Genomic DNA, 13,556 nt, shown 5'->3' with positions numbered 1-13,556 from the left:
AAATAGAAAGAAATGAACATTTGATAACATTATGTTTGTTTTTTAGTTAGGAATCTTTTATAATCTTTTATGCGAACATAAGTTCTGCTTTGTAAGAGGAAGAAGTTTATGTGAAATGGAGAGGGTGTTTTATGTATCCTGAAGTCATTAAAAAAATGGCATTTTCAAAAGAGCATAGAGATTTATTATTAAAGTTGTATAATAAAGAAATTACGCGTCGTGAATATGATCGGCTTGTAGAATCGCTATATAGACCTTCTAAAGGGGCTTGTGGGGAATAGAGTGAAACTTTAATCAGAGGTGTCCATCCCGCTCTGATTAATAGCCCACACCAATCGGGATAAGGAGGGAGAGACAATCTAATGGATTGTCTTTTTTAATTTACGTATGTTCTGATAAAATTAAGGTTAGCCTTATTAGGGAGGTGAAAAGCTTGCGGACACGTTTATATATAGGGATTGGGGTTATTCTCTTAATCGCATTAGGTGGAGTTGTATTTTGGTCAGCCTTACAAGGAAACCGTACGGAGCATTTTATTTTAAGGCATATGGTAAATGAAAATGGAACACTTGCAACGTACCGTTTAGCAGATACAAAGGCAGGCACAGGTGAAGCGAAGGGCCGTGAAGCCTTATCAGAATCGGCAGGACTATGGTTACAATATACGCTGGATAAAGATGATCAGCCACTATTCGATGAACAAGTAAAGGTTATTCAAAATAATTTTGTACATAAGGATCACATCGTTTTATGGAAAATCTCTGAAAAGGGAGAAATGCAGTCAGCCACAAATGCACTTATAGATGATCTTCGTATTATTGAACAATTATATCGTGCTTATGAAATGTACAAGGAAGAGCGCTATAAACACCTTGCTGATCAACTTAGCAATGCTGTACTTCGTTATAATAAAAAAGGGAATTATTATGTGGATTATTACGATGCAGACACAGGGGAACAAAATAATTTTGTAACAACATCTTATATAAATCCGCACGCATTTTTCTATATGAAAAAGTACGGAAAAGTTTCTGCTCAGCAGTATCAAGAAGTAGTTCAGTTTTTAGCTGATTATCCAAGGCAGGGCTGGGCATTCCCGAAAGAGTATAAAGAAGGTGGTACATTTACGTATGATCAAGAAGTGAATCTTATTGATCAATCGTATGTTGCATATCATCGCAGTTTAGGCGGTCTTGCATCAGATGCGTATTTGGAATTCATAAAGAAGAAATTCGAAGAGGATGGAAAGTTATACGGTCGTTATCATTTAGAAACGGGCAAACAAGCTGTGAATTATGAATCGCCCGCTGCTTACGGATTAACGATTTTATATGTATTACAAGCAGGTGATAAAAAATTTGCGGAGGAATTATATAATCATATGATTACGTTCCGAAATGATAATGTATTTAGTAGATATTACGGTGGATATGTAACAGGTGAAAATAATAATACGCATATTTTCGATAATGTATTACCACTTTTAGCTGAAATGGAATTGGAAAAGAGTAAAAAATAGAAGGTGCCATCCTATAGGAAGGGCACCTTCTATTTATGTCGTTATTTGTTTATGAATCGATATTCCTTATCGAAATGTCGATACAATTTTACGCCTTAATATTGGAGAAGTAGTCAATCACGAATTCACGAAATTGCTGGGCGGTTTTTGATAAGTAGCGTTTCTTCGACCAACTTAACCCAATGGTTCGTTCGCAATTAGGTTCAATAATACGTAACTTATTTGATGCTAAAGTAGAGTTTTTTAATAAAGTTAAACTTGGGACAAAAGCGATGCCGAGACCTTGTTTAATGAGATCACTAATAACGGTTGGCTCATCTACTTCAAAAGCGATATGTGGAGTGAAACCAGCTTTTTTACAAAATTCATCTGTTAAGTGCCGAAATCCGTAGCCAGTGTTCATACTAATAAATGGTTCGTCTCTTACTTCATGCAGATGAATACTTTCGCGGTTTGATAACCTATGGCCTGAAGGAACGACTAAGAAAATTTCTTCTGTAATAAGTGGTTCCCAAACGATCTCCTCGCCTTCAATTGGTACAGAGGAGATACAAAAGTCAATTTCTATATTATCTAGTTGTCGTTTCATAGAAGGAGTAGATGCGAGAAATTGCTGGAATCGAACTTTAGGGTGTTCTAGTAAAAAAGAACCGAGTAGTTCCGGTAATATTCTTGGAATCGAAACGGCCAATGTAATAGAGCTTTGTTGTAATTCAGCTAAATCTTTAATTTCTCGTTCCCCTTCACTTAATTCATGAAAAATGCGTTCTACTCTTTTCAAAAATACTTTTCCGAAAGAGTTTAATGTAATCTGTCGACCTTGGCGATCAAATAATGGGACGCCTAAGTCTTTTTCTAGTCTAGCAATTGTTTTACTGAGTGAAGGCTGCGCGATATGCAATTCTTCAGCTGCTTTTGTCATATGTTCTAGTCGTGCGACTGCCTGAAAGTATTTTAATTGGAGCAGTTCCATTTCGAATCCCCTTTCTATAGACCAAAAGGAATGAATTGATAATTAAAGATGTATTATACAGTATGGAAAGTGACGTGTATAGTAAATCTGTTAAACCATTCGAAGGGTGTTAAATTAGAAGAAGGAGTATGTTTCATGAAGGGAATTCAACTTATATTTAAAGATTGGAAGGCGATGTGGCACCATAAACATGGACGTATCGCTTTAATTTTTTTGTTAATCGTTCCTTTAATTTATTCAGGATTCTTTTTAGCTGGATATTGGGATCCATACGGGAAATTAGATAAATTACCTGTTGCAGTTGTGAATTTAGATAAAGGTGCTGCGATGGGTGAAAAAACAATTCATGCAGGAGACGATTTTGTTAAAAATTTAAAAGAGAATAAGGAACTAGCTTTTCATTTCGTATCAGAAAAAAATGCTGATGAAGGGCTAAAAGAAGATAAATATTATATGGTTGTTACGATTCCAGAGGATTTCTCTAAAAAGGTAAGTACACTTATGGATGAGAAACCAGAGCCAGCGCAACTGCAGTACAAAGTAAATCCAGGTAAAAACTTTGTAGCAGCTCAAATTGGAACGACAGCTGTTGAAAATATGAAAACAAAAATTTCAAATAGTATTACAAAATCTTATACAGAAGGTGTCTTTTCAGAGTTTCAAGATTTGGCACAAGGGTTAAGTGATGCAAGTAATGGTGCTGAGGAGTTACATGAAGGAACGACAGATGCAAGAAATGGTGTGAATCAGCTTGCAGATGGTATTAACGGTTTAAGTGACGGGGCGTCGAAATTGAAAGAGGGAAGTGACAAGCTTGCGTCTAGCCAATCTGCTTTAACCGGGGGAGCAAATGAGCTAAATCAAGGAGCGACATCACTTCATAGTGGTATGGAGTTACTAGCGCAAGGTGAAAAAACATTACAATCAGGAGTTAGTGAATTAAGTGCTGGTACAAATGAATGGGTGAGCGGAAGTGAGAAACTTGCTGAGGGACAAGTAAAAGTAGATGATGCAGCAAGTAGTGTGAAGAAGCAATTAGAGGAGTACGTGAAAAGTCATCCAGAAGTGCAGCAAGATCCTGCCTTTCAAAAAATCGTTGCTACGTCTAATGGATTAGCTAAAGCAACAAATACTTTAAATAATAGCCAACAACAATTGACACAAGGAGCGAAGAAGCTTGCTGATGGTCAACATAAAGTTGAAGAAGGCATGAACACATTCGGAGTTAAGCTAAATGAGGCTACTGCTGGAACGAAAAAGATAGCAGATGGTGCAGCAAATTTAGCTGATGGATTTACGAAGTGGGGCAATGGGTATACCTCTTTACAAGAAGGTGTAAATCACCTTGCGAGTGGTGGAACGGAGCTAAATAATGGTGCTGGGAAGTTAACGAGTGGACTTGTTAAACTTGACGACGGTGCGAAAGAGCTTTCTACGAAATTAGGAGAGGGCGCAGAGAAGATAGCGGATGTTCATAATGATGATGCACGCAATACGATGTTCTCAGAGCCAGTTCAGTTAGTGAAATCGACAGTTTCTGACGTGCCAAACTATGGTTCAGGTATTGCGCCATATTTCTTATCGCTTGCATTTTATGTTGGTGGAATTATGGCATCGAATATTTTGCCGCTTGGTCGCAGACAAAATATGAAGGTAAGTGGAACGGTACATTTTATTAATAAACTAGGGTTGGTATATTTAATTGGACTTATTCAAGCGCTACTTGTAGATGTGGTTGTGCTAGGCGTTATGAAACTAGAAGTTGTAAGTGTGCCACTCTTTGTTTTATCAAGTATTATTATTTCCTTTACGTTCATGACATTTATCCTTATGTTAGTAACGGTATTTGGTCTTGTTGGGAAGTTCGTAGCGGTAACACTTCTCGTATTGCAATTAGCGACGAGCGGGGGGACTTTCCCAGGAGAGTTAAACATAGCTGTTCTTAGCAAAATTGGACAGTTTCTTCCAATGTCTCATTCTCTTAGAGGATTACAAGATGTTATCTCTTTAGGAGATTGGTCGCAATTACGAATGCAAATTTTAATATTGTTATGCTATCTCGTTGTTGCCGGCGGAATTGCCTGGATCACGAGTCATATACAGCATAGAGAAACGAATACAGAACAAGTTTCTTAAAATGAAAGAAGCTATCCGATTTTTTCGGATAGCTTCTTTTTATCTCGCAAAGCCCTGATTGGTTCAAGTAATACCGCTTTTAACTGAAATAGAATTAGAGAAGAGTAAAAAAAATAAAATCATATTAACTAGCATTGTTTTATTTTCTATTCCAACTTATATATGTAAAGAGTCATGTAGGGTGTGATTTTTATGTATTTTGCTATATATTTGCGCAATAAAAATTAGAATATTCCAAAATCTTAGTATGCTAATTGTTAGAAAATTATGGAAAAGTTTTTATGGAATAAATATAATAAACGTACAAATCAAATATTGTGTTTTACATGAAATGGCACTAATTAAAATTTCACTTTATGCATAATAAAGGGGTATATTATGAAACGTAATATTATTTTTGGATGTATTTTTTTAGTAGGGCTTAGTATATTTTTATACCCAACAGTAAGTAATTGGCTAGCAACGAGGGCACATTATTCTGAAGTAAGCACATATGACAAAAAGGTAAAAGAGCTGCAAAGGGAAGAGATTGAACGTAAAGAAAAAGAAGCGAAAGAGTACAATGAGAAATTACAAAATGAGAAACGGGCAGTTACAGATCCATTTAGTTCAGATGGAAGTGGGAATTCAAGTTCTTATGTAGACATGCTAAATGTAGGAGAAGTAATGGGATATATAGAAATACCGAAGATTAATGTGAAATTGCCTATATATCATGGAACTTCGGAAAGTGTTTTAAGTAGAGGGATAGGCCATATAGAAAATTCATCTTTACCAGTTGGCGGGAAAGGAACTCATTCCATTTTGACTGGGCATAGAGGGTTACCTTCTGCTGTACTATTTACAGATTTGGATAAATTAGAGGAATCAGATGTTTTTTATATTCATTCTTTAGATAAAGTACTGGCATATAAAGTAGACCAAATTAAAGTAGTGTTGCCAGCCGAAACGGATGATTTAGCAGTAGTTGAAAATCAAGATTATATTACGTTAATTACGTGCACGCCATATGGTGTGAACACTCACAGGTTGCTAGTTCGTGGGCATCGTGTTCCGTATGACAAAAAGGAAAAAGAAGAGATTAAGGAAGTTGTTGGAGTGGATAAACGGATGATCGGAGCAGGTGCGATTATTGTCGGCGCATTTTTAGTCGCTTTATATAGACGAAAAAAGCGTAAATCTATCAATGAAAAGTAAAGTGAAACTTTAATCAGTGGGGTGTCTATCCCCACTGATTATTAGTCTTCACCAATCGGGCTTCCCGTTAATGCGGGATAAAAACGTTTATCCTTCCAAATTATATGTGTAAAAGGATAAACGTTTTTTTATTTGCGTTCCATTACTGCAAAGTAATTATTTTCATTATCAGCGAAGTTGAATGCTCTACCAGTAGGTAAATCTACAACTTGTCCAACTGTAACGTTTTTCTCAGAAAGATCTTTATATAAACGGTCTAAGTCATTTGAGAAGAACATAAGGGAAGGTGTATTAAGGTTTAATTCAGGTTGCATCTTTGCAATTAACGCTTTATCGTGAAGGACGATGCTTGTTCCAGCTTCTTTTGCCGGCGCGATTTCAATCCAGCGAAATCCTTGTCCGTTATTTTCTTCAGTAATGATTTGGAATCCTACTGTTTCTGTCCAAAATTGTACTGATTCATCTTGGTCATTTACATATAACATAATTTGTCCGACTTGATTAATCATAGATGTCCCCTGCTTTCTTTTCTTATATGGAATACCATTATATCAAAGATATGGTTTGAATAGCTTTTCATGATTTTTTCGAACTGAAATTATAGCCCATTTCATATTTGGCGTAGGAGAAGGACCTGTAATCCACGTATGAAATGGCATTGTGCTACAAATGACCATTGTTGAAATAGAGATGGTGGCTGTTAACACAAATAGTAATAAGCTATATAGAATCGTGTTTTCTTGCAGTGTGAATAAGGAAAGAAGTTTTGTACATAGTTGCAAGAAGAAAAAATGTGCTAAATAAGCACCATACGTGTAGTTTCCGATAAATCGTAATGCTTTATATAAGAAACCACGACGCTGTACGATTGTGATAGATAACACGTACAGTATCATAATTTCACAGACGATGTATAAAAACATAGATGGTTTTAAATAGGTAGAAACAGTTAAATGAATAGAGTTTGCTCCGTAAAAGCTAAATAACTCATAATTGATGAACAAAAATAAGATGAAAAATAATATTGTGATAAGCGGAATATGTTTCATAACGAATAGACGCCAAGTTTTTAGTGCTACAGCGGCAATGCCTCCCATAACGAAATAGAATGAGTAGAATAAAAAGGATCGATCTGTATAATGTAAAATGGTCGAATTCGTTAATTTTTCTCCATTAAAAATATAGTGAGAAGAGAACCACATTAACAAGAAATATAGGCAGGCGAAAATGGTCATATATTTATATATGTCTTTTTTATTTTCTGTTCGTTTTTGAAACCAATAAAATAGTGTGCATAGTAAAGGGAATAATAAATGAATTTGAAACATCATAATAACGTACCACAGATGAGGTGCAGCTGTTCCAAGTAATAAACTTTTTATTCCGCCTTGTAGTGTAACGATATCGTTTGTTGTTAATAAGTAAAGAATAGACCAAAAGAAATAAGGAATGAGTAAGTGTGTGGCTTTTTCAGAAATATATTCTTTGTATACTAATTGCTTTGTATAGTGACGAATTAAATGAAATCCAACGATAAATATGAATGCAGGTGCTGAAAATTTTGCAAGGTTAAACAACATACCCATAATGAGGGATTGTTCAAGTAAGACGTTCCCTTGATTCATTGTATATAATAAGGAACTTTGCAAAACGACAGCAAGAAATGCAATGCTTTGCAAAACTTTGAATTCTGGTGCGCTTTGTGTCATTGTTTCCATCTCCTTTTTCATACATGATTATAGTACGGAGTAAGGGGGAGAGGTGTGGAATATTTGTGAAGATTTTAACAAATTTGTGGCGGGAGGGAATGAATGCTAGCAACGATTTTTGCAATATATCAATTTACCATCACATAACGACAAAAAGAGGATGCTCAAAACGAGCATCCTCTATCTACCTATCTATTAAGCAAACTTGTTCTTGATCCAGTTCTTACCTTCTACAAGACGCGCTGTCATTACGGCACAAGCGTTATCTCCTGTTACGTTTAACACTGTTGCAGGAGGATCGATGATTGTACTAATTGCGGCGATAATTGGCAACGCTTCTGGCGGGAAGCCGTATAGAGAAACGATTAGCATTTCACCAATCATACCGCCGCCTGGAATAGCACCCATTACCGTTCCTACTAATAGAGAAACGACAAGTGCAATTGCTAATGTTTTCGGTCCTTCAAATTCCATGTTGAAAATACCGAATAAGAAAGCAATCTTTAATACACCACCTAAAACAGAGCCGTCTTTATGAAGTGTAGATCCAAGAAGGACAACTGTTTCACGAACGTCAGAAGAAATACCCATTTTCTTCGTTGCTTCTAAGTTCGCTGGAATACTTGCGGCACTACTACAAGTTGCAAGTGATGTAACTGTAGGAGAGACCATGTTCTTCCAGAAGATTTGTACACCTTGTTTGCGACCTGCAAGGTACGCATAGAACGTGAAGAATACAAAGAAATAAATTAGTGAAGCTGGATAGTATACCATTGCTGCTCGGAAGTAAGTTCCAAGAAGTTGTGGTCCGAATTCACCAACTAATGCTGCGAAGTAAGCAGCTAGTCCGATTGGAGCGTAGTACATAATGAAAGATACAACTTTCATTGAAATTTCTGCACCAGCTTGTAAGAATGTAGCGAAAGGCTTTCCTTTTTCACCAACTGCTGAAGTTGCAATCCCCATTAAGATTGAGAAGAAAATAAGAGCTAACATATTTTCACGAGATAGTAACTTCGAGAAGTCAGATACTGTTAGAATACCAACGATTTGATCCGCAACGCTAACAACTTTTTCAGCCTTGTCAGGTTGTGTTAGTTCTAATACAACACCTTGTGCTGGCGGGAATACTTTCACGATGATAATCATAAAAATAGCAGCTATAATACTTGTAAATAAGAAAGTCCCAGCCATACTAGACATAATTTTACCGAAACGTTTTAATCCATCCATATTAGCAATAGATGACGCGATGCTAAAGAACACTAAAGGTACAACAATCGTAAACATTAAGTTTAAGAAAATGTCACCAAGCGGCTTTAAAACAACTGCATCGGCACCCATGAAATAACCAATGAAACCACCAATTAGGATAGAAGATAATAAAATAAGTGGAAAGCGATATGCCTTCATAAATATACCCTCCTATCGATTATAAAAAAAATCATACTGAACTATTATAGCGAGTTATAGTCCTCTTTACTAGAAGAATACCGATAGATGGAATAGCGCGAAAACCGGGAAATTTTTGTTTTTGAGCTCGGCATACAGTTATAAATCTAGACATATATATTTGTAACCTAGTGGTGGCAAGGGGTTCACTATGGTTTACGGTTAGAAAAAGGGGGAGGGAAGCGGGATGAATATTTTACTTTGCTGCGCAGCGGGAATGTCTTCCAGTTTAATAGTTACAAAAATGGAGAAAGCAGCACAGGCAAGGGGAATTGAGGTAAAGATTTGGGCTGTATCAGGTTCTGAAGTGCGAAATCATATTGATGAAGCGGATGTACTTTTACTTGGGCCACAAGTACGTTATTTATTACCGAAAATGAAAGAATTATGTAAAGAGAAAGGAATACCTGTTGATGTCATTCAATCCGTCCATTACGGGCTTTGTAATGGGGAAGCTATCTTGCAAGCAGCCTTGTCAATGAAACCATGAGGAGAGTGGGATAGATGATACGGTTTTTGGAGAAATATGTGATGCCAGTAGCGGGAAAGGTTGCAGAACAGAGGCATCTGCAAGCGATTCGTGACGGGATTGTTTTAACGATGCCTTTCTTAATTATCGGTTCTTTTTTTCTTATTATTAGTGCTTTACCAATACCAGGGTATAATGAGTTCATGGCAGGAATTTTCGGGAAGAATTGGAATGTAGCATTAGGGTACCCAGTAGGGGCAACTTTTAATATAATGTCTTTAATAGCTGTTTTTGGAATCGCTTACAGATTAGGTGAATACTATAAAGTAGATTCGTTAGCATCTGGTGCATTATCACTTGTGACATTTTTACTTGCAACACCATTTCAAGTTGCATATATCGTACCAAGTACGAAAGAAAGTATACTGATAGATGAAGCAATCCCAGCTGCGTTAATGGGGAGTCAAGGGTTGTTTGTAGCGATGATTATTGCACTTATATCTACTGAACTTTATAGATTTATTGTACAAAAAAAGCTGATTATAAAAATGCCAGAAACGGTGCCACCAGCAGTAACGCGTTCATTTGCTGCGCTTATTCCAGGCTTTATTGTTGTGACAGTTGTTTGGATTATTCGATTGATTTTTGAACATACGACTTTCGGTAGTATTCATAATGTTGTAGGGAAGCTTTTACAGGAGCCTCTTAGTGTACTTGGAGCTAGCCTTTGGGGCGCGGTAATCGCCGTTATTATTGTCCATGTACTTTGGGCGTGTGGAATTCATGGTGCTGCAATTGTTGGTGGTGTAATGAGTCCGATTTGGTTGTCGCTAATGGACCAAAACAGAATGGCTTTTCAGGCTGGGCAAGATGTACCCAATACGGTTACTGCACAGTTCTTTGATCTATGGATTTATATGGGCGGTTCTGGTGCAACACTTGCTTTAGTTGTAGGAATGTTATTATTTGCGCGAAGTCAGCAATTGAAAAGTTTAGGAAGATTGTCGATTGCACCTGGTATTTTTAATATTAATGAAATGGTGACTTTCGGAATGCCGGTTGTAATGAACCCACTTTTACTTATTCCATTTATACTGGTGCCAGTCGTGTTAACAGTTGTTTCTTATTTTGCAATGGAATGGGGATGGGTTGCACGTCCGAGCGGAGCTGCTGTACCTTGGACTACACCTATTCTTTTTAGTGGATATTTAGGATCAGGTGGGAAATTCTCAGGAGTTGTTTTGCAACTTGTTAACTTTGCACTAGCATTTTTTATTTACTTACCGTTCTTAAAAATATGGGATAAACAAAAAGTGGCGGAAGAAAAGGGGGAGTAAAGGACTAAAATGGATACGATAGAGACGAAAGTTTTTCATTTAATCTTGCATGGAGGTAATGCCAGAAGTTGCTCAATGGAAGCGATTGATTGTGCTAAGCGCGGTGAATTTAAGGAAGCGGAAGCTAAACTACAAGAAGCTTTAAATGAATTACAAGAAGCGCACCGCTTACAAACAGAGCTCATACAGAAAGAGGCTGGCGGAGAAAAGACAGAAGTTAGTCTGCTGATGGTACATGCGCAAGATCATTTAATGAACGCAATTACGGTGAAGGAATTAGCGAGTGAATTTGTAGAATTATATAGGAAGATGTCAGCGGCTGAATGAACCTTGCTTATGCAAGGTTTTTTTATGTTTTGAAAAGATACTGTTATGACGAGAGGAAGACCACTTACGCAAGATTACATTTATTATTTTCAATTTTATGTAAAAATAAAAGTGTAAAGGGGGGGAGAAATAGATGAAAGTTCGCATCGAATTAGACCCATCACAAGAAGATGTAGAAATAATTATAAAAACAAAAGAAGTAACAGACGAAATTCAGCAACTTTTAAAAATAATAGAAGGAGGAAATGCGAATCAAATTGTTGGTGTGTTAGATCAGCAATATTATTTGTTGAATTTACATGATATTTATTGGTTTTATGCAGAAGGAAGAAAAGTTATGGCACAAACGAAGAAAGGGAGTCTTGAAGTGAAGGCTCGCTTATATGAATTAGAAGAACAGTTAGCCAGAAAGCGTTTTGCCAGATTTTCTTAGTCGATACTTGCGAATTTAGAGCATGTAAAAAGCTTCGAAATGTCTTTTAGTGGTAGCATGTGTGCTCACTTTTCTAATGGGACGAAAGAATATATTTCGAGGAAATATGTACCGCTTATTAAAGAGGCCTTAAATATAGGAGGGGGTTAAAAGGATGATTGATAGAGTTATAAATAAAATCGCTTTTGGTTTAGGGATGGCGATGATATATAGTCTGTTATTTTTATGGATTGGTTATGTAAATGGAATGGAGACAGTGGAAACAAAAACGTTGATTACGTATTTAGTTACAGCAAATGTAATAGGACTTATCTTCTCTTTCGCTTCATTTATTTTTGAAAAAGAAGAATGGAGCATATTAAAACAGACGATGATTCACTTTATCGTTTTGCTAGGAACATTTTTGCCTACAGCTATTTGGATTGGATGGGTTCCAAATCGTTTTGGTCCAATTTTTGTTTGTATAGGAAGTTTTACTGTTATTTACTTCATTATATGGTTTGTGATGACACTATATTGGAAACGAAAAATAGAAAAATTAAATCATCAATTACGGTGAATAAATTATGTATGTGTCCGTACCATCAGTGGAGTCTTTGTTCCACTGATGGTATTTACAATCCTCCTTTTTACGGATGAGTAAGAGTAACAATCTCTCCTATACCACGAATTAGTTTTTTTATATGAATCTCACTTGGTTTTAATATACTTACGATATAATCAATCGCTATTTGCGGTTCAACGGTCGTACCGCAAGTATAACAGTCGATGGCTGCAAAGTTTTTTTCTGGATAAGTGTGAATAGAAAGGTGGCTTTCTGATAGTAAAACTAAAACAGTAACGCCATGCGGATGGAACTCTTTTGTACTTACATTTAAAACATGGGCACCAGAGCAATCTGCAGCGTTAACTAAATGATATTCTAAAAAGTGAACATCATCTAATAGGGAAAAATCCACTCCCCATAAATCTACTATTATATGCTTACCGAAAGTAGAATATTCCATAGGGTAGCACTCCTTATTATAAAATCATCAAAACTCCATTTCCTCTTTGTAATATTGATGTAGGATAAGGTTCGAATCTGAATTTAAAAGAGCATCGTTACGGTGCTCTAAATATTCTTCTTTAAATTGAAATAAGGGAGCAAGAAGAGAAGGTAATGTACGAGGAGTTGGTACTACGTACAGTTGTTCAATTTGATTGAGTACATGTGAGGAGCTAGCAGCAATATGAAATCCCCAGTCAGTTCCGAAAGAAGGAACAATTATGTGATAGTTTTTTACAGTTAATCCAGCATTTTTAATTGTATTACCGATACTCCAATATACAAGAGGTGCATCAGCTGGTGAATTAGATTGGCAGACGAAAGCACCATCTTCTGTTAAGAACGTAGCTATACGAGCAAAAAGTTCGCTTGTATATAAAGTACTTAAAACTTCTGTTGATGGATCAGGAAAATCAATAATAATTACATCGTATAAAGAGGAAGGAGAATTCAGAAATTCTTTTGCATCGCATATATGCACATTCACGCGATTATCAAAAAATGCTTTTTTGTTTAAAGAGACCATTTCTGGTACGTTACGAGCCATATTAATTATCGCCTCGTCTAAATCAACAAGGTCTACATGCAGTACAGTTTCATATTTCAAAACTTCTCGTAAGGCAAGGCCATCGCCGCCACCTAATATGAGAACACGTTTTGGATCAATGACTTTGGACATTATCGGATGAACAAGCGCTTCATGATAAATTTGTTCATCAACGGAACTAAATTGTAGTTGGTTGTCTAAATATAAACGGATATCGCTTACTTGTAGCAAATTAATATTTTGATAATTGCTTTTTTCTTCAACTAAACTTGTATGTTCACCAGCTTGTATTTCTTTTAGAGAAATTTCATCCCATATATCTAAGTTGTGTGAATTTGTTTCTATTATAGGTTCCAGTGGTGTTGACTTGGCTTTTTCGTCTTTTTCGCCTTGTTTATCTTGCTTTTCT

At 36.3% G+C, this 13,556-nt stretch carries 14 protein-coding genes and 1 pseudogene; 9 read left to right on the top strand and 6 right to left on the bottom strand.

All coding sequences use genetic code 11. The features are described 5' to 3' along the window. Positions 1–131: 131 nt before the first annotated feature. A complete protein-coding gene (locus tag COI75_RS26740) occupies positions 132–281 on the top strand; it encodes a hypothetical protein (RefSeq protein WP_000283177.1) in 150 nt (49 codons plus the stop codon). Positions 282–433: 152 nt separating this feature from the next. After that, a complete protein-coding gene (locus tag COI75_RS00840; protein WP_141535069.1) occupies positions 434–1,519 on the top strand; it encodes a transcriptional regulator in 1,086 nt (361 codons plus the stop codon). Positions 1,520–1,607: 88 nt separating this feature from the next. Here COI75_RS00840 and COI75_RS00835 read toward each other — a convergent pair whose 3' ends face one another. Continuing rightward, on the bottom strand, positions 1,608–2,492 hold the full coding sequence (locus COI75_RS00835) for a LysR family transcriptional regulator (protein WP_000421892.1): 885 nt from the start codon (positions 2,490–2,492) through the stop codon (positions 1,608–1,610). Between the two features lie 135 nt (positions 2,493–2,627). Here COI75_RS00835 and COI75_RS00830 point away from each other — a divergent pair, with 135 nt between their 5' ends. Together COI75_RS00830 and COI75_RS00825 are read left to right on the top strand one after the other, a co-directional pair. Then, positions 2,628–4,628, top strand: a complete 2,001-nt coding sequence (locus tag COI75_RS00830) for a YhgE/Pip domain-containing protein (RefSeq protein WP_000676317.1) — start codon at positions 2,628–2,630, stop codon at positions 4,626–4,628. Positions 4,629–5,006: 378 nt separating this feature from the next. After that, entirely contained in the window at positions 5,007–5,825 is an 819-nt protein-coding gene (locus COI75_RS00825) for a class C sortase (protein WP_098448143.1), read from the top strand. A 128-nt stretch (positions 5,826–5,953) separates the two neighbouring features. Here the strand turns inward: COI75_RS00825 and COI75_RS00820 are convergent, their stop codons facing one another. From COI75_RS00820 to COI75_RS00805, 3 genes are all read right to left on the bottom strand, one after another. Then, positions 5,954–6,334, bottom strand: coding sequence for a VOC family protein (locus COI75_RS00820; protein ID WP_000610152.1), 381 nt, complete (start codon positions 6,332–6,334; stop codon positions 5,954–5,956). A 42-nt stretch (positions 6,335–6,376) separates the two neighbouring features. Further along, positions 6,377–7,534, bottom strand: coding sequence for an acyltransferase (locus COI75_RS00815; protein WP_000194328.1), 1,158 nt, complete (start codon positions 7,532–7,534; stop codon positions 6,377–6,379). A 195-nt stretch (positions 7,535–7,729) separates the two neighbouring features. Beyond that, positions 7,730–8,947: a dicarboxylate/amino acid:cation symporter gene (locus COI75_RS00805; RefSeq protein WP_000649379.1), complete on the bottom strand. Its 1,218-nt coding sequence runs from the start codon at positions 8,945–8,947 to the stop codon at positions 7,730–7,732. 226 nt (positions 8,948–9,173) lie between these two features. Here COI75_RS00805 and COI75_RS00800 point away from each other — a divergent pair, with 226 nt between their 5' ends. The 5 genes and pseudogenes from COI75_RS00800 to COI75_RS00780 all read left to right on the top strand — a co-directional run bounded on the left by COI75_RS00800 (position 9,174) and on the right by COI75_RS00780 (position 12,111). Then, positions 9,174–9,476 carry a PTS sugar transporter subunit IIB gene (locus COI75_RS00800; RefSeq protein ID WP_001023560.1) on the top strand — a complete coding sequence of 101 codons (303 nt, stop codon included), beginning with the start codon at positions 9,174–9,176 and terminating at the stop codon, positions 9,474–9,476. A 14-nt stretch (positions 9,477–9,490) separates the two neighbouring features. Then, positions 9,491–10,792: a PTS cellobiose transporter subunit IIC gene (gene celB / locus COI75_RS00795; RefSeq protein ID WP_098448142.1), complete on the top strand. Its 1,302-nt coding sequence runs from the start codon at positions 9,491–9,493 to the stop codon at positions 10,790–10,792. Positions 10,793–10,801: 9 nt separating this feature from the next. After that, a complete protein-coding gene (locus COI75_RS00790) occupies positions 10,802–11,119 on the top strand; it encodes a PTS lactose/cellobiose transporter subunit IIA (protein WP_000379650.1) in 318 nt (105 codons plus the stop codon). A gap of 133 nt (positions 11,120–11,252) precedes the next feature. Beyond that, positions 11,253–11,702, top strand: a pseudogene (locus COI75_RS00785) (LytTR family DNA-binding domain-containing protein). A 4-nt stretch (positions 11,703–11,706) separates the two neighbouring features. Next, complete coding sequence (locus COI75_RS00780) at positions 11,707–12,111, top strand: DUF3021 domain-containing protein (protein ID WP_000567231.1); 405 nt, start codon at positions 11,707–11,709, stop codon at positions 12,109–12,111. A gap of 70 nt (positions 12,112–12,181) precedes the next feature. Here the strand turns inward: COI75_RS00780 and speD are convergent, their stop codons facing one another. Both speD and COI75_RS00770 read right to left on the bottom strand, forming a co-directional pair. Beyond that, on the bottom strand, positions 12,182–12,559 hold the full coding sequence (gene speD, locus COI75_RS00775; protein ID WP_000456839.1) for an adenosylmethionine decarboxylase: 378 nt from the start codon (positions 12,557–12,559) through the stop codon (positions 12,182–12,184). Positions 12,560–12,586: 27 nt separating this feature from the next. Next, positions 12,587–13,556 (bottom strand): polyamine aminopropyltransferase (locus tag COI75_RS00770; protein ID WP_141535068.1); only part of this gene is annotated, 970 nt, incomplete at its 5' end.

The sequence above is a fragment of the Bacillus cereus genome (assembly GCF_002564555.1).
In the GTDB taxonomy this organism is placed as follows: Bacteria; Bacillota; Bacilli; order Bacillales; family Bacillaceae_G; genus Bacillus_A; species Bacillus_A cereus_K.
This window is presented reverse-complemented; position numbering and strand designations above follow the sequence as displayed.

Bases quoted from the DNA above. Each gene is read 5' to 3' on its own strand.
- COI75_RS26740 (WP_000283177.1), top strand. From the start codon at position 132: ATGTATCCTGAAGTCATTAAAAAAATGGCATTTTCAAAAGAGCATAGA.
- COI75_RS00835 (WP_000421892.1), bottom strand. From the start codon at position 2,492: ATGGAACTGCTCCAATTAAAATACTTTCAGGCAGTCGCACGACTAGAA.
- COI75_RS00830 (WP_000676317.1), top strand. From the start codon at position 2,628: ATGAAGGGAATTCAACTTATATTTAAAGATTGGAAGGCGATGTGGCAC.
- COI75_RS00825 (WP_098448143.1), top strand. From the start codon at position 5,007: ATGAAACGTAATATTATTTTTGGATGTATTTTTTTAGTAGGGCTTAGT.
- COI75_RS00820 (WP_000610152.1), bottom strand. From the start codon at position 6,334: ATGATTAATCAAGTCGGACAAATTATGTTATATGTAAATGACCAAGAT.
- COI75_RS00815 (WP_000194328.1), bottom strand. From the start codon at position 7,534: ATGACACAAAGCGCACCAGAATTCAAAGTTTTGCAAAGCATTGCATTT.
- COI75_RS00805 (WP_000649379.1), bottom strand. From the start codon at position 8,947: ATGAAGGCATATCGCTTTCCACTTATTTTATTATCTTCTATCCTAATT.
- COI75_RS00800 (WP_001023560.1), top strand. From the start codon at position 9,174: ATGAATATTTTACTTTGCTGCGCAGCGGGAATGTCTTCCAGTTTAATA.
- celB (WP_098448142.1), top strand. From the start codon at position 9,491: ATGATACGGTTTTTGGAGAAATATGTGATGCCAGTAGCGGGAAAGGTT.
- COI75_RS00790 (WP_000379650.1), top strand. From the start codon at position 10,802: ATGGATACGATAGAGACGAAAGTTTTTCATTTAATCTTGCATGGAGGT.
- COI75_RS00780 (WP_000567231.1), top strand. From the start codon at position 11,707: ATGATTGATAGAGTTATAAATAAAATCGCTTTTGGTTTAGGGATGGCG.
- speD (WP_000456839.1), bottom strand. From the start codon at position 12,559: ATGGAATATTCTACTTTCGGTAAGCATATAATAGTAGATTTATGGGGA.